This is a genomic window from Nonomuraea sp. K271 (assembly GCF_009908215.1).
Taxonomy (GTDB): domain Bacteria; phylum Actinomycetota; class Actinomycetes; order Streptosporangiales; family Streptosporangiaceae; genus Nonomuraea; species Nonomuraea longispora.
Genome location: NZ_JAAAHR010000009.1, coordinates 40371 through 55855, shown reverse-complemented (window position 1 = coordinate 55855; position 15485 = coordinate 40371). Strand labels below are relative to the sequence as shown.

Genomic DNA, 15485 nt, shown 5'->3' with positions numbered 1-15485 from the left:
CGCCGGCGTCCGGCCGGGTGGCGGGGTCAGTAGCCCCGGCCGAGGTCGCGGTTCATGTCGCGCACCTGCCGGTTCAGCTCGCGGGTCTCGTGGCGGAGCTGCCTGCCCAGCTCGCGCCAGTCCTCTCCGTGCAACATCCGCCAGTGCTCCCGCCAGGCCGACAGCTTGTGCTTGATCGGCTTCGCGCGCGAGTCGCCGACCACCTTGACGTCGCCCATCACGGCGTACGCCTGCACGCGCACGACGGGCACGTTCGCCCCCGAAGCGCCCTCCAGGACGTCCACCTTCTTGTCGCCCATGATGGCCACGCCGTCGAGGTCCACGTTCACCCCGTCGGGCACGATGATCTTGACGTCGCCCATCACGGAGACGGCCATGATGTCGACCGAGCTGGTCCGCACCTCCGCCTCGCGCAGGTCGAGCACGACGTCCCCCATCACGGCGACCGCGCCGAGCTCCTGGTCGATCCGCCAGGTGCCGCGCCGCTTGGAGTCGCCCATGATGCCCACGAACCAGCGCCGCCTGCGTCCCGTGGCGGCGGGCGCCGCGGGTGCGGGGGCGGCGCCCGCGGGCAGGTCCTGGGTGAGCATGGCCAGTTCGGCTTGCGTGGCCGCGGTGTACGCGGCCTCCGTGCGGTCGGTCAGCTCGGCGAGTGTGAGCCGGCCCTCCACGGAGGCGACACGGAGTTGTTCGACGACGGCCTCACGCTCGGCGTCCGACGCACGGATCTCACCCGGATCAGTCATACTCGCAACATATCGCGTCTTGTCCGGCATCGCGCTGCGAGGGAAGGAAACTGTCTCACGCACGTCGCCGTCGGCGTTGAACCTTTCCTGGCCGGTACGCGTACCACGCCGTGACACGGGGCCCTGGCATGGCCCGGGGCGCGGCCGGACCAGGCTAGGGTCCCTGTCATGCATGAGGAACAGCTCTACCGCGCGGCGTTGAACGGCGATTCCGAGACCGTGGGCAAGCTGCTGGCCGGCGGCACCGACCCCAACACACCCAGCGAGGGCGAGGAGGCAGGCCTGGCGCTGTGCGCGGCCGCCGCCTGGGACCGCACGGAGGTGGCCGCGACGCTGCTGACGGCCGGGGCCGAGGTCGACGGCAGGGAGACCGGCGGCTGGACGGCGCTGCTGTGGGCCGCCGCCAACGGGCACGCCGCCACCGCCAGAGTGCTGATCGAGGCGGGCGCCGAGGTCGACGCGACCAACGACGACGGCGACACCCCGCTGTCGCTGGCCGCCAGGCGCGGCGCGCTGGGTGTGGTGCAGGCGCTGCTGGAGGCGGGCGCCGACCCCGAGAAATACGACGGCGACGGCGACGCGCCGCTCGACATCGCGGCCGACTGGGTGGGTGTGCACCTGGAGAGCGCCCTGCTCGACCAGGTGGAACAGGAGGGCTGGGAATACTCCGTGACCCGCCGGCACACCAAGGACGGCACCGAACTGGTCACCGTGACCGGCAGTTCGGCCGACGGCTCGCAGACAGAACAGGTGCAGGCGCAGCGCGGCCACGCGGCCGTCACGACGCTGCTTGAGGACGCGACGAACGTCTACACGCCGGTCGACCGGCTCGTGGCGCGGGCCGTCGCGCACCGCGACCTCGACGAAGACGCCGAGACGTGGTGGATCGTCGCCGACTCGCTGGCCAAGCGCGGCGACGAGGAGACGTACGAAGTCCTGTCGCGGCTGTGCGTGAGCGAGGACCCCAGGGAGCGCGAGTTCGGGGTGGACGCCATCGCCCAGTTCGGCGTCTCCGAGGACGACAAGCCCTACGTCGACAGGACGCTGCCACTGCTGCAGAGGATGGTCACCACGGAGGGCCACCCGCAGGTGCTGCGCTCGGTCCTTGCGGCGCTCGGCCATCAGGGCGATCCGAGGGCGCTGCCGTACGTGCTGGACATCCTCGGGCGTCCCGGGCACACGCGGACGGCGACCGACGCGATCGCGCTGGCCGACGTGCTGCCGCCCGACGACGAGGAGGGTCTCGCGCTGCTCATCGAGATGACGCAGGAAGACGTCTCCGACATCCGTGACTGGGCGACCGCCGGGCTCGCGGGCCTGCAGGCCGACACGCCCGCCATCCGTGAGGCGCTGGCGGCCCGGCTCACCGACACGGATCTTCGTACGGTGGCCGAGGCCACGCGCGGGCTCGCGGCCCGCGGCGACGAGCGGGCGGCGCAGGGGGCGGAGCGGGTTCTGGCCGAGAGCGACGACGAGTACGCCAGAGACCTCGTCAGCCGGCCGCCCGCGGAGGGGTGAGCGCGGACGGGTGAGCGCCGGCAGGCGGGCGCGGTCAGTCGCCGTTGAGCACGCGGGTCACCCATTCCAGGGTTCCCGTGCTCAACGCCTCCTCCGCCAGGCGCTTGCCCGTCGTGGTCGTGATCGCGGCGAGCGAGCTGTCGATCCAGCCCTGCACGTTCTGGTGCCCCTGCTCGCGGTATTCGACCGCCTGGAGGAGGCACTCCAGTTTGTCGGCGTCGCGTGCGCAGACCGCCTCGAGGCTCGCCTTCTCCTCGTACTCGGCCACCGCGTCGCCCACCATGTCCGCCACCGCCGGGGAGACGCCCCGCACCTGGTCGGCCGTGACGTCTTCGTTGGAGGCCGCCTTGAGGTAGCGCTTGCCGATGTAGGGGATGTCGGTGATGCGGGTTTCCTGGGTGTCGTGGAACAGGCTCATGAACGCGGCCCGCTCGGGGTCGCCGCCCTCCAGCCGGGCGATCATGGCCGCGATGACGGCGGCGCGGAACGAGTGCTCGGCGATGCTCTCGGGGTCGCGTACGCCGGCGACCAGCCACCCGGTCCTCTTGTAGCGCTTGAGCAGCCCGAACTCGTACAGCAGCCCGGCCAGTCCCGTCACGTCTCCCATCACGTCGTCAGTCATGTGGCCCCCTCTCGTCGTGCGCGGCGGGCAGGTCCTGGATCGGCGCCGCCCGCCCGCCAAGGATTCATCAGGATGAAGGAGTTCGCCCAGATTCGCAACTTTTGACCATATTTCATTCCGTGCCCACATTTATCCTTCCTGGCGGGCCGGATAAATGAACGAATGCCGCGACCGGCCATCCGGCCACGGCATTCGTTCTTTCCCGATGGACGGCGATGAATCCGCCCGTGATGGGTGTTACTGGTCGACCGGCCACCAGTCGAAGAAGTCGAACCCGCCCTCGTTGTCGTCGTGGTGCGGCCTCTCCGTCTTCGTGGGCGTCGGGGACGGCGTGGGCGTCGGCGTCGGCGTCACCACGACGATGCGCGGACGGACCGGCTCGTCATGGTGGCGCTTGTGACGGAACTTGCGGTGGTGGCGGTGATGGTCGTCGTGATGGTGGTGATGACCGCCCCACCAGGGGCCCCTGGGCCAGCGGTTGCAGTGGCGCTTGCACCCGAGCACCGGCTTCTCTCCGGCGACGACCCCGACCCCGGCCGGGACGACGGCAGCGCCTGCGCTCGCGCCGGCGATCCCCTGGCTCACGGGAAGGAGCATGACGCTGGCGGCCGCGCCGGCCAGAGCCACTGACATGATGCGCCTTTTTCTCGGCGCGCGCGGTTGCCGACTTTCTGTATTCACGTGCATCTTTCCGTTCATGGGTAGATCGACCCAGAAAATCCGGCACCCATCATGATCGAGTGTCCGGACAGAGGCAGACTTACCCAGGAACGGAATCTCGTTTAACCCCATGAACCCAAACAACACGTCAAATCAAAGGACTCTGGAGGAGGGGTGATTCAACAAGCCTTTTGCCGTTGTTTGCCCGACAGGGAACACGGCACGGGGGTGATCTACCCGCGATCCGCCGGGCTCGCGCCCGGCTACGGCCCGGACAGCGCGGGTGCGGCGGTCAGGACGTCCCTCGCCAGAGCGAGGTCGCCGCCCAGCTCCGCGGGAAATGTCGCCGGCTCTCTCCTGCCGCCGAGCAGGAAGCAGAACGCCACCACGTCCGCCGTGATGCTCACGTCCGGAGTGCCGGGGGCGGTGTCCCCCACGCCCAGGGGGATGCGCCACTCGCCGCCGCCGTCGCCCGTCAAGGTCAGGTGCAGGGTGTGGCCCGCGCCTGTGTCCATCCCCGACAGGAGCATCGTCCAGGGCAGCAGGCGGGCGCACAGGTCGGCGGTCGGGCGGATGTGCTCCGCGACAGGGTCGGGCAGGCGGATCCTCGCCGTACTCGCGGCGTCGGCCGTGTGGATCCAGGTCTCCAGGCCCCGGCCGAGGATGTGGTCGCCCAGCCTCGTCTCCAGGCCGTCGAGGGTGGCCGCCGTCGCCGGGTCCAGATCCGCCAGGTGGCGGCAGAGCGCGTCCGCCTGGGCCCGCCAGTCCCTGCGTGTCTGCTCGGGGCTGCGTGAGCGCTCGTACGCCTGCAGATCACGTGTACGGGCCAGCGAGTCGGTTGTGTCGATGGGCGGCCCGAGCACGGGGGCGCCGACGGAGGCGGCCAGCAGCCCGTCCTTGGCGGCCAGGTGCGCGACCAGCTCCTGCAGGGTCCAGCCCTCGACGATCACGCGCGACCAGTCGTCATCGGCGGCCTCGGCCAGCAGGGCGTCCATGGCGGCGACCCGGCCCGCGTACGGCTCCGCCCAGGCGGCGGTGGGCGCCGCGGGCCTGCGCCGGGCTCTGGCGCCGGCCAGGAGCTGGGGACGCAACGTATGGGCCGGCACCGCCGGTTCCGCCATCAGCGCGTCCAGATAGAGACGCTCGACGGGGTCCATCACACCTCTTCCTCCGCGAGCGCGTCCGCCAGGCGCCGCAGCGCCAGCCGGATGCGCGATTTCGCCGTGCCCTCGGGCATACCGAGTTCCTCGCCGACCTGCCGGTAGGTCCTGCCGCGGAAATAGGCGAGTTCGAGAGCCTCCCGCAGGCTGCCGGGTAACGCCGTCACGGCCTGGCGCACCCGCTCGGCCTCGTCGGCGGCGAGCACCGTGTCCTCCGGCCTGGCGGGTTCGCGCTCGAACAGCCGCGGCCCGAGCGCCGAGACCCGGCGCCGTTCCTCCGCGCGCACGTGATCGACCGCGCGCCGGTGCGCGATCGTGGCCAGCCAGGCGCGCAGGGTGCCGCGCTCCGGGTCGTAGGCCAGCGGGCGTTCCCAGAAGACCAGGAACACCTCCTGCGTGATGTCCTCGGCGATCACCCGGTCCCTGGTGACCCGGAGGGAGAGACCGAAGATCAGCGAGGAGAGCCGGTCGTAGATCTCCCCCAGAGCGGACTCGTCGCCGCCGACCACCCGCTGGTGCAGCACGCGGTCGTCGTACGGTGCCTCCACTGGCACCACACTCCCGTTTGTTCCGGCCCAAGGCGGCACGTGCGCCGCGACCCGAGCATGTCACTATTCGCCCGAAATGTAGAGCCGGATGAGGGGCAGATGTCACCGTGTGCCGGTGCGCGCCTTTCCTGCGCGTGGCCTGGTGCGCGATAGGTTCGGAGATCCACGACGGAGGGAGCACCACCATGGCCACCACTCGCACCGCCACCACCCAGTGGAAGGGCGCTCTGCTCAACGGCTCGGGCAGCGTCTCGCTCGACTCCTCGGGCGCCGGCACTTTCGAGATCTCCTGGGCGTCCAGGGCCGAGACTGCGGGCGGCAAGACGTCGCCGGAGGAGCTCATCGCGGCCGCCCACTCGTCGTGCTTCTCGATGGCGCTCTCCCACGGGCTGGCCGGCGCCGGCACGCCTCCCGCGTCGCTGCAGACCAGCGCCGACGTGACGTTCCAGCCGGGCGAGGGCATCACGGGCATCGTGCTCACGGTGAAGGGCCAGGTCCCCGGCATCACGGCCGAGCAGTTCCAGCGGGCCGCCGAGACGGCCAAGGCCACCTGCCCGGTCAGCAAGGCGCTGGCGGGCACCACGATCTCGCTCGACGCCGAGCTGCTCTAGGAGCGTGCCGGCCGGCGCACACGCGCGTGGCCGGCCGGGTACGAAGGGCGATCGTCTCAGTGCGGGGCCAAGAGCGCGTCAACGTGCGACAATCAGTTCACATGCGTGAGGTCTGGCCGGGCGAGCCCTATCCACTCGGCGCCACCTGGGACGGCGTGGGCACCAGCTTCTCGGTGTTCTCAGAGGTCGCCGACCGGGTCGAGCTATGCCTTTTTCATGACGACGGCACCGAGGAGCGGGTCGACCTGCCCGAGGTCGACGGGTTCGTCTGGCACGGCTACCTGCCGGGCATCCAGCCGGGGCAGCGCTACGGCTACCGCGTGCACGGGCCCTACGACCCGTCCCAGGGCCACCGCTGCAACCCCGCCAAGCTGCTGCTCGACCCCTACGCCAAGGCCATCGACGGCGAGCTGACGTGGAACCAGGCGCTGTTCCCCTACTACTTCACCGATCCCTCCCTGCGCAACACCGAGGACAGCGGCCCCTACCTGCCGAAGAACGTCGTGATCAATCCGTTCTTCGAGTGGGGCAACGACCGGTCGCCGCGCACGCCGTACCACCAGACCGTGATCTACGAGGCCCACGTGCGCGGGCTCACCATGCGGCACCCCGGTGTGCCGCCCGACCTGCGGGGCACCTACGCGGGCGTGGGGCATCCCGCGATCATCGAGCACCTGCTGTCGATCGGGGTGACGGCGGTCGAGCTGATGCCGGTGCACCACTACATCCCCGAGCACTTCCTGGTGGCGCGCGGGCTGACGAACTACTGGGGCTACAACACCATGGCCTACCTCGCGCCGCACGGGGGCTACTCCGGCGGCGGCACGCGGGGTGAGCAGGTGCTGGAGTTCAAGGCGATGGTGCGGGCGCTGCACGAGGCGGGCATCGAGGTCATCCTCGACGTGGTCTACAACCACACCGCCGAAGGCGACCACATGGGCCCCACCCTGGGGTTCAGGGGCATCGACAACGCCGCCTACTACCGGCTGCACGACGGCGACCGGCGCTACTACCTCGACTACACCGGCTGCGGCAACTCCCTGAACGTGCGCTCGCCGCACGCGCTGCAGCTGATCATGGACTCCCTCCGCTACTGGGTGCTGGAGATGCACGTCGACGGGTTCCGCTTCGACCTGGCCTCCGCGCTGGCCAGGGAGTTGCACGACGTCGACCGGCTGAGCGCGTTCTTCGACCTGATCCAGCAGGATCCGGTGATCTCGCAGGTCAAGCTGATCGCCGAGCCGTGGGACGTGGGGCCGGGCGGCTACCAGGTCGGCAACTTCCCGCCCCTGTGGACGGAGTGGAACGGCAAATACCGCGACATCGTGCGTGATTTCTGGAGGGGCACCCATTCCGCCCTGCCGGAATTCGCCTCCCGGCTGACCGGCTCGGCCGATCTCTACGAGTCCTCGGGCCGCCGCCCGGTCGCCTCGATCAACTTCGTCACCTGCCACGACGGCTTCACCCTCGCCGACCTGGTCTCGTACGATCACAAGCACAACGCCGACAACGGCGAGGACAACCGCGACGGCACCAACGACAACCGCTCGTGGAACTGCGGGGCGGAGGGCCCGGTCGAGGACCCGCGGATCGTCACGCTCCGCCGCCGCCAGCGGCGCAACTTCCTGGCGACCCTGTTCCTGTCGCAGGGCGTGCCGATGTTGTCCCACGGCGACGAGATCGGCCGCACCCAGCGCGGCAACAACAACGCCTACTGCCAGGACAACGAGCTGGCCTGGGTCGACTGGTCGATGCTGCAGACGGAGCACGAGCTGCTCGACTTCGTCAGGGCGCTGTCCAAGCTGCGGCGTGAGCACCCGGTCTTCCAGCGCCGCCGGTTCTTCCACGGCCGCCATCCCGACAACGGCAAGCGCGACCTGGTCTGGCTCACCCCCGGCGGCCGCGAGATGACGGCGGGCGACTGGCACACCGGTTACGCCAAGTCCCTCATGGTCTACCTCAACGGCGAGGCGATCACCGAGCCGGGGCCGCGCGGCGAGCGGATCGTGGACGACTCGTTCCTGCTACTGATCAACGCTCACCACGAGAACATGCCGTTCACGCTGCCCGGCGAGGAGTTCGGCGGCAGCTGGGCGCCGGTGCTCGACACCAACCACGACACGGTGGAGGACACCTTCGCCGACGAGTGGCGGGCAGGCGACCTGGTGGCGGTCACCGCGCGTTCGCTGCAGGTGCTCCGTCAGCCGCGCCGGCACGCCTGACGAGGGCGGAAGGCTCCGTGAGCCGGTTGTCGGTGGGGTGTGCCAAGGTAGAGGAGTGCGGCGCATCTTTCCCGACATACAGGACAACCCGGACATCGCGCAGGCGTACGCCTACCCCGGCGACCGGCCGTGGCTGCGCGTCAACATGGTCGCCAGCACCGACGGCGCGGCCTGGTTGAAAGGCCGCTCGCGGGGGCTGTCGAGCAAGGGCGACAGGCGGATCTTCCAGACCCTGCGGGGGCTGTCCGACGTGATCGTCGCCGGCGCGGCGACCGTCCGCACCGAGGGCTACGGCCCCGTGCCGCCCCGCGACTGGTGGGCCGAGCTGCGCGAGGGCCGGCCCGAGGTGCCGCCGATCGCCGTCGTCACCCGCAGCCTCGGCTTCGACCTCGACGCCGAGCTGTTCACCGACGCTCCCAGCCGCACCATCGTGATCACCTGTGAGTCCGCGCCCCACGAGCGTCGCAAGGCGGCGGCCAGGCACTGCGACCTGATCGTCGCCGGCGACGACGAGGTCGACCTTCCGCTGGCCATGGCGGAGCTGCACCAGCGCGGGCTGACCAAGGTGTTGTGCGAGGGCGGCCCCCGCGTCAACGCGCAGTTGTCGGCCTGCCGGCTGATCGACGAGCTGTGCCTGTCGATCAGCCCGATGCTCGTCGGAGGCGGCGCCGCGCGCATTCTCAACGGCGAGCCCGCCCGGGTTTCGCTCGATCTCAGCCAGGTGCTGGAGGAGGAGGGCGTCCTCTTCTGCACATACACGAGGGAGCAGAGCAGATGAGCGAACCCGTCATCGCGGCCGAGGAGGAGCCGGAGCCGGTGCCCAACCTGCCGGTGCGCCCGCCGGTGCCGCCGATGCTGGCCAAACCGGTCAAGACCATGCCGAAGCAGAACGGCACGCTGTTCTACGAGCCGAAGTGGGATGGCTTCCGCTGCATCATCTTCCGCGACGGCGACGAGGTCTATCTGGGCAGCCGCAAGGAGCGGCCGTTCACCCGCTACTTCCCCGAGCTGGTCGAGGCGGCCAGGGCCGAGCTGCCCGACGGGTGCGTGGTCGACGGCGAGATCGTGTTGCCGATGGGCTCCCAGCTCGACTTCGACGCGTTGCAGCAGCGCATCCATCCCGCCAAGTCGCGGGTGACGATGTTGTCGGAGCGCACGCCGGCCCAGTTCATCGCCTTCGACCTGCTGGCACTGGGTGACGAGTCGCTGATGGAGGCGCCGTTCTCCGAACGCCGTGCCCGGCTGGAGACTCTCTTCCCCGCCAGGGGCGGGTCCATCCGGCTGACGCCGGTCACGACGAGCGACGAGCAGGCGCACGAGTGGTTCGAGACGTTCGAGGGAGCGGGGCTCGACGGCGTCATCGTCAAACCGGGCGACCAGCCCTACATTCCCGACAAGCGCACCATGTTCAAGGTCAAGCACGAGCGCACGGCCGACGTCGTCATCTGCGGCTACCGCGAGCACAAGTCGGGGCCGATCGTGGGGTCGCTGCTGCTCGGCCTCTACGCCGACGACGGCCGGCTGCACCACGTGGGCGTCGCGGCGTCCTTCCCCATGGCCCGAAGGGCCGAGCTGGTCGAGGAGCTCAGGCCCTACCACGCGGAGCTGAGCGAGCACCCGTGGGGCCACTGGGCCGAGCAGGCGGCTGCCAACATCGGCCAGCCGGCCGCCGGGCCCGCGAGGGGCGGGCAGCGGGTGCCCGGCGCGGTGTCGCGGTGGAACGCCAAGAAGGACCTGTCCTTCATCCCGTTGCGGCCGGAGCTGGTGATCGAGGTGGCCTACGACCAGATGGAGGGTGACCGGTTCCGGCACACCGCGCAGTGGCGGCGGTGGCGACCCGATCGCACGCCCGAATCGTGCACGTACGAGCAGCTTGAGCGTCCAGTTAGTTACAACCTCGACGACATCCTTGCCCGCTAACCGAATATCCCGTTATATCTCGATACATGAGTACTGGCGATGAGCTGAAGGCAGCCATGTCCGCCCGCCGCGATCTCGGGCCCGACTTCGAAGACGCCGTCGTGGAGTCCTTCCTCGACAAGATGGGCCAGGAGATCGACCGGCGGGTGGACGAGCGCCTGGCCGCGTCGCCGCAGGGCCGGCAGGCGGCCCGTTCCGGCCCCAATGACGCACAACGACTGGCCCTGGCCATCGTCTCCCTCAGCCTGGGCACGGTGATCACTCTGGTGCTCGTGCTGGCCGGAGCCGGCGGGTCCTACCTGATCCCGATCTGGCTCGGCATCATCATCGTGAACGCCATCTTCAACGGCTCCCGGGGCAAGGGCTAGCGCGGCTGTGAGGCCATGCCGCCGCAGGTCTTGAGGCACTGATCGCTCATGGCGGACGGCCCGCACAACATGCCGTAGCCGCTCTGCTTCATGCCGTCCTGCTCGGCTCGGACATCGTGCCCCAGTCGTCGAACCAGACGCCACCGAAGCGCGGGTCGCGCACGGCGCCGCGGGCCCGGCCCCGGTCTGGCCGGTGGCGCTGCTCGATTCCGGCGGCCTCGACCGTGACGTTGCGCGGTGGGAGCACGCGCCGGAGTGACCCGCGGGGCGCCCTACCGGCACTTCCCCGAAACCCGGCCACTCCGCGGTACTCACCCGTGCCGCCCAGCGCAGCCGGACCGAGTTCCCGGCCGTCGTCGCCGGCTAGAGCCGGCACGCATGACCCGCCATCGGTGAGCTGGGCGGCCACCCGTCAGGAGCCGTGTGCGAGCAGCCGCCGCGGGCGGGTGCCGGCGCCGGCGCTAGGCCAGCCAGATGATCCCGGCGAACCTGCCTCCCGGCTGTTCCCGGCGGTGGGAGTAGAGCTCCTCGGACTCGATCGTGCAGCGCGCGTCATGGCGCACGTCCGACAGCCCCGCCGCCCGCAGCTGGGCCTCGATCCCCGCGCGCAGGTCGAGCGCGGGCGTCTGCCACGACGTCGTCGACCAGGTCTGCGGCATCCTGGCCGCCACCCGCTCACGCAGGTCGGCCGGCACTTCGTAGCAGCGGCCGCAGGCCCCGGGCCCGATCAGGGCGACCATCCGCCCCGGGTCGGCGCCCTTGCCGGTCATCGCCTCCACCAGGGCGGTCGCGATGCCCGCTTCGGTGCCCGGACGGCCCGAATGCGCAGCGCCGACCATACGCGCCGCGGGGTCGGCCAGCAGCACCGCCGGGCAGTCGGCCCCGAGCGAGGCCAGCGCCAGCCCAGGCTCGGTGGTGAACACGCCGTCGAGCGCCGGCGGCTCGTCGCCGAACGGCTCGCTCACGAAGGCGACGTCGGCGCTGTGAACCTGGCGCATGTAGACCACGGCGCGCACCTTCAGCTCGGCCGCCAGGGCCGCGCGGTTGGCCCGCACGGCCGCCGGGTCGTCACCGACCATCCCGCCGAGATTGCGCGAACCGTAGGGCGGGGCGCTGACCCCTCCGTGCCGATCGGTGATGGCGACATGCACTCCAGGGGCCAGCAGCATGCCTCCGATCCTAGAGGCAGGGCCGGACGATCCATCGCGGAGGCCGGGCCGGACGATCCGTCCTGGAGGCAGGGCCGGGTTGTGGGAGGCTCCCGCTGCTCGGCCGGTGGGTGAGCTACGGTGGCAGTGATCTGCGGCACGACCCGCCTCCGCGCCGCTGGGCGTGTGACGACCAGGGCGGCGCCGGCCGGCGCGCAGCCACGCGGGAGGAGACCCCGATGACCAGCCTTGCCGACCTGCACGCGCTGATGGCCCGGCTCGGGCATCCGGTGGCGCAGGCCGCCGTTCCTTCGGTGTCCCGGTTCGCGAACGGCGCACCCTACCGGTTCGAGATTCCCAGCGTCGAGGGGCCCGAGGTGCTGGAGGCGGTGGTCGCCGAGGCCGACAGGCTGAACGTGCCGGTCGCCAGGACATCGCAGGGCAGCGGCGTGATGATGCTGACCGATGCCGAGATCACGCAGATGGCGCGCATCGGCGCCGAACGCGGCATCGAGGTGAACCTGTTCCTCGGCCCGAGGGCTGCCTGGGACACGGGCGGGCAGGCCAAGCTGACGCAGGCCGTGGCCGCGGCGGCGCGCGGGAACACGATGGTGGCGGCGTGCGTGGCCGACGCTCTGCGGGCCTGCTCGCTGGGCATCCGCAGCCTGCTCGTCGGCGACCTCGGCGTCCTGGACGTGCTGCGGCGGCTCAAGGAGGACGGCACGTTGCCGGCCGGTCTGGTGCTGAAGACGTCCGTGCTGATGCCGCTCACGAACGCGCCCACCGCGACGGTCTACGAGCGGCTGGGCGCGACCACGGTCAACGTCGGCACCGATCTGACCGTGCCCCACCTGGCCGAGATCAGGGCCGCCACCAGGCTGCCGATCGACCTCTACCTGGAGGTGCCCGACGACCAGGGCGGGTTCGTACGCTTCTACGAGGCGGTCGAGATCATCCGCGCCGCGGCCCCCGTCTACCTCAAGATGGGGCTGCGCAACGCCCCGAACATCTACCCGTCGGGCGGGCACCTCGGCGTGATCCCGAAGGACCTGGGCCGCGAGCGGGTGCGCCGGGCGGCTCTGGTGCAGCGGCTGATCGAGCAGCTCGACCCCGAGCTGAAGCGACCGGCCGGCGGGCCCGCGGCCGACCTGGGCGTACCGGTGATCTGAGCGGATCGCGAGCGGGCGCGTCCGGGCCGGTTCAGCCGTGGCTGTGCGGCGGGGACGGGCGGGAGCGGATCGCGAGCGGATCGTCCCGGCCGGGGTTCAGCGGTGGCTGCTCGGCGGGGCGGGCCGGTCAGGTGTCGAACCGGTGGACCGTGAGCGGGCCGCCGCCCCAGCGGCCGATCGCCTCCTCGTCGGCGAAGGCCAGCACGCGCATCATGTTGCCCCCGTCGCTGAGCTCCACGTTGCGGCGCAGTCTCCGGCGCAGGTCCTCCGGCAGGGCGGTGGTGCCCGCCTCGATCGTGTCACCGTAGTGCGGGGCGAAGGCCACTCCCGCGAAGCCGGTACGGCGCAGCAGCGTGGGCACGGTCTCGGACGAGTAGAACATCAGGTGGTTCTTGGTGAAGCCGCTCCACTCGCTCCCATACGCCTTGAGCAGCAGTGACCGCGCGTTCACCGTCAGGATGAGCAGCACCCCGCCGGGCGCGAGCAGGCTGCGGAACTTCGCGAAATCGTCCAGCGGCCTGGGCAGGTGGGCGAGCACCGACCATAGCGTGATCACGTCGAACCCGCCGGCGGCGATCTCCGGTACGTCCTCGGGCGCGCCGTGGAAGGTCCTGGCCTTGCTCAGCCGTTCGTTCGCCTGGGCGACGGACTCGGGTGACAGGTCCACCCCGAAGGACTCGAACCCGCGCTGCTCGGCCAGTTCCAGGAAAAGGCCGACACCCGAGCCGAAGTCGAGCAGCCGGCGTTCCTTGCCCTCGTCGAAGACCGGCGAGAACGCCTTCATGGTCAGGTCGTAGCGGCGTTGCCGGTTGGCGGCGTACTTGCCGGTCAGGAAGGAGTTGTAGCCGGTGGCGTACAGGTCGCCGAGGCGTTCGGGGCGCACGTTCGGGTTGCGGTAGAGGAAGCCGCAGGAGGGGCAGCGTACGACGTGGTAGCGCCAGCCGTTGCCGCCGGTGGGCTCGAAAAGCGGCTGCTGGCGGGACTCCCCGCACATCATGCAGCTCAGGAACTCCTCGATCTCGCCCAGGGGCCTGCTGCGCTCGTAGTCGGCCAGCGCCATGACGGGCGCGCTTCTGATCAGCCGCTTCCACTGCGCCTCTCTGATCAGCCGTTCCCCGGGCCGGACGTAGACCCGCTGGCCCCAGGGAACGCGGTTGTACCGTTTGCCGTACATCAGCCGGCCTAGCAATCTTTTTGTCATCTCCACCACCCTGCGGGCGTTCTGCCCTGACAGAGACGGCCTAATGCGTCCAGATTCGAGCGCTTTACATGATCTTTGGCGTACGGGCCTTCCATCTGGGGCGCTGGCCTCCGTATCCAAGCAAGCATATGCTTGGGCGCGTGGCTGACTTCCGTAACCTCATCGGCGGCGAGCTGGTGGCCGCCACCCGGACGATCGACTCGGTGAACCCGGCCACCGGCGAGGTCTGGGCCCGCGTCCCGGCCGGCGGCGCCGCCGAGGCGCAGGCCGCCGTGACCGCGGCCACGCAGGCGTTCCCCGACTGGTCCGGACGGCCCGCGGCGGCCAGGGCCCACGTCCTGCGCAAGGTCTCCGAGCTGTTCGGCCGCCACGCCGAGGAACTGGCCCGGCTGGAGACCCGCGACAACGGCAGGATCCTGCGGGACACGCTCAGACGGGACCTGCCGGGCATGGCGTACCTGTGGCAGCTCGCCGCCGGGCAGTGCCTCGACGCGGTCAAGGGCGACACCGTCATCCTCGGCCCCGACGCGCTGGGACTGACCCGGCGGGAGCCGTACGGCGTGGTGGTCTGCATCATCCCGTGGAACTCCCCCATCTCGACCTTCTCGGCCAAGGCCGCGTACGCGCTGGCGGCCGGCAACACGGTGATCGTCAAACCCGCCGAGCAGGCCGCCGCGTCCGTGCTGCGGCTCGGCGAACTGCTGGCGGACGTGTTCCCGCCCGGCGTGCTGAACATCGTCAGCGGCCTCGGCGAGGACGCCGGCGACGCCCTGGTACGCCACCGCGGCGTCGGCAAGGTCAGCCTCACCGGCTCGACGGCCACCGGCCAGGCGATCACGCGGGCATCGGCCGACTCGCTCAAGCCGCTGACGTTCGAGCTGGGCGGCAAGTCGCCCAACATCGTCTTCCCCGACGCCGACCTGGACGCGGCGGCGAAGGGCGTGACGGTCGACTCGGTGTACACCGGCAACGCCGGCCAGGTGTGCGTGGCCGGCTCGCGCATCCTCGTCCACCACTCGATCTGGGACGAGATGCTCGGCCGCATCCAGCACATCTGCGCGGACCTCGTCCTGGACGACCCGCTCGACCTGCGGACCACGATGGGGCCGATCGTCTCCGCCGGCCAGTACGAGCGCGTGACGTCGTACCTGGAACTGGCCGCGAAGGAAGGCGCCGAGCTCGTCTTCGGCGGCCGGACGGGCGCCGACGTGGTGCCCGGGCTGCCCGGCGGCTACTGGGTCGAGCCCACCCTCTACACCACCACGGACAACTCGCTGCGTGTCTGCCAGGAGGAGATCTTCGGCCCGGTGGCGGTGGCCATCCCATTCGGGTCCGACGAGGAGGCGCTGGCCATCGCGAACGACTCACCGTACGGGCTGGCGGCCGGCGTGTGGACCCGCGACCTGGGCCGCGCCCACCGCTTCGTCCGCGATCTGCGCAGCGGCACCGTCTGGGTGAACACCTTCCGCCAGATGCCTCCGGGGCTCCCGTTCGGCGGCGTGAAGGACAGCGGGTACGGCCACGACGCAGTGCTCGAGTTCACCCGCGAGAAGGCGGCCATTATCCAGATCTAATTGGATAGATTTACCTCC

16 protein-coding genes are annotated in these 15485 nt (G+C 70.6%); 8 read left to right on the top strand and 8 right to left on the bottom strand.

The annotated features are described in order from the left end of the window. Window positions 1-26: 26 nt before the first annotated feature. Window positions 27-746: a DUF1707 SHOCT-like domain-containing protein gene (locus tag GUY59_RS04930; protein WP_138199973.1), complete on the bottom strand. Its 720-nt coding sequence runs from the start codon at window positions 744-746 to the stop codon at window positions 27-29. Window positions 747-914: 168 nt separating this feature from the next. Between GUY59_RS04930 and GUY59_RS04925 the strand changes: the two genes are divergently transcribed. Then, a complete protein-coding gene (locus GUY59_RS04925) occupies window positions 915-2264 on the top strand; it encodes an ankyrin repeat domain-containing protein (protein WP_236666846.1) in 1350 nt (449 codons plus the stop codon). A 34-nt stretch (window positions 2265-2298) separates the two neighbouring features. Here GUY59_RS04925 and GUY59_RS04920 read toward each other — a convergent pair whose 3' ends face one another. From GUY59_RS04920 to GUY59_RS04905, 4 genes are all read right to left on the bottom strand, one after another. Continuing rightward, on the bottom strand, window positions 2299-2886 hold the full coding sequence (locus GUY59_RS04920) for an HD domain-containing protein (protein ID WP_171055338.1): 588 nt from the start codon (window positions 2884-2886) through the stop codon (window positions 2299-2301). 237 nt (window positions 2887-3123) lie between these two features. Next, window positions 3124-3519: a hypothetical protein gene (locus GUY59_RS04915; protein WP_138199972.1), complete on the bottom strand. Its 396-nt coding sequence runs from the start codon at window positions 3517-3519 to the stop codon at window positions 3124-3126. Between the two features lie 290 nt (window positions 3520-3809). Continuing rightward, the gene (locus GUY59_RS04910; RefSeq protein WP_138199971.1) at window positions 3810-4703 is read right to left on the bottom strand and encodes a maleylpyruvate isomerase family mycothiol-dependent enzyme; all 894 of its coding nucleotides are present in this window, start codon (window positions 4701-4703) and stop codon (window positions 3810-3812) included. Continuing rightward, a complete protein-coding gene (locus GUY59_RS04905; protein WP_201760515.1) occupies window positions 4703-5260 on the bottom strand; it encodes a sigma-70 family RNA polymerase sigma factor in 558 nt (185 codons plus the stop codon). Before GUY59_RS04905 ends, GUY59_RS04910 begins: the two co-directional genes overlap by 1 nt. 179 nt (window positions 5261-5439) lie before the next feature. Between GUY59_RS04905 and GUY59_RS04900 the strand changes: the two genes are divergently transcribed. From GUY59_RS04900 to GUY59_RS04880, 5 genes are all read left to right on the top strand, one after another. After that, window positions 5440-5865 carry an OsmC family peroxiredoxin gene (locus tag GUY59_RS04900; RefSeq protein ID WP_138199970.1) on the top strand — a complete coding sequence of 142 codons (426 nt, stop codon included), beginning with the start codon at window positions 5440-5442 and terminating at the stop codon, window positions 5863-5865. A 101-nt stretch (window positions 5866-5966) separates the two neighbouring features. Then, window positions 5967-8087, top strand: coding sequence for a glycogen debranching protein GlgX (glgX, locus tag GUY59_RS04895; protein ID WP_138199969.1), 2121 nt, complete (start codon window positions 5967-5969; stop codon window positions 8085-8087). A 55-nt stretch (window positions 8088-8142) separates the two neighbouring features. Further along, window positions 8143-8865 carry a pyrimidine reductase family protein gene (locus tag GUY59_RS04890; protein ID WP_138199968.1) on the top strand — a complete coding sequence of 241 codons (723 nt, stop codon included), beginning with the start codon at window positions 8143-8145 and terminating at the stop codon, window positions 8863-8865. Next, window positions 8862-10007: an ATP-dependent DNA ligase gene (locus tag GUY59_RS04885; protein ID WP_138199967.1), complete on the top strand. Its 1146-nt coding sequence runs from the start codon at window positions 8862-8864 to the stop codon at window positions 10005-10007. Before GUY59_RS04890 ends, GUY59_RS04885 begins: the two co-directional genes overlap by 4 nt. 26 nt (window positions 10008-10033) lie before the next feature. After that, the gene (locus tag GUY59_RS04880; RefSeq protein WP_132328660.1) at window positions 10034-10375 is read left to right on the top strand and encodes a hypothetical protein; all 342 of its coding nucleotides are present in this window, start codon (window positions 10034-10036) and stop codon (window positions 10373-10375) included. Between the two features lie 88 nt (window positions 10376-10463). Here GUY59_RS04880 and GUY59_RS04875 read toward each other — a convergent pair whose 3' ends face one another. Together GUY59_RS04875 and pgeF are read right to left on the bottom strand one after the other, a co-directional pair. Further along, complete coding sequence (locus GUY59_RS04875; RefSeq protein WP_161714403.1) at window positions 10464-10622, bottom strand: hypothetical protein; 159 nt, start codon at window positions 10620-10622, stop codon at window positions 10464-10466. A 214-nt stretch (window positions 10623-10836) separates the two neighbouring features. After that, window positions 10837-11544 carry a peptidoglycan editing factor PgeF gene (gene pgeF, locus GUY59_RS04870; protein WP_171055337.1) on the bottom strand — a complete coding sequence of 236 codons (708 nt, stop codon included), beginning with the start codon at window positions 11542-11544 and terminating at the stop codon, window positions 10837-10839. Between the two features lie 218 nt (window positions 11545-11762). On the opposite strand from pgeF, the gene GUY59_RS04865 reads away from it, so the two are divergent. Further along, window positions 11763-12692: a U32 family peptidase gene (locus GUY59_RS04865; protein ID WP_201760514.1), complete on the top strand. Its 930-nt coding sequence runs from the start codon at window positions 11763-11765 to the stop codon at window positions 12690-12692. A gap of 127 nt (window positions 12693-12819) precedes the next feature. Here the strand turns inward: GUY59_RS04865 and GUY59_RS04860 are convergent, their stop codons facing one another. Then, complete coding sequence (locus tag GUY59_RS04860; protein ID WP_132328662.1) at window positions 12820-13893, bottom strand: class I SAM-dependent methyltransferase; 1074 nt, start codon at window positions 13891-13893, stop codon at window positions 12820-12822. A gap of 140 nt (window positions 13894-14033) precedes the next feature. Here GUY59_RS04860 and GUY59_RS04855 point away from each other — a divergent pair, with 140 nt between their 5' ends. Then, on the top strand, window positions 14034-15467 hold the full coding sequence (locus GUY59_RS04855; protein ID WP_138199966.1) for an aldehyde dehydrogenase family protein: 1434 nt from the start codon (window positions 14034-14036) through the stop codon (window positions 15465-15467). Window positions 15468-15485: the final 18 nt, after the last annotated feature.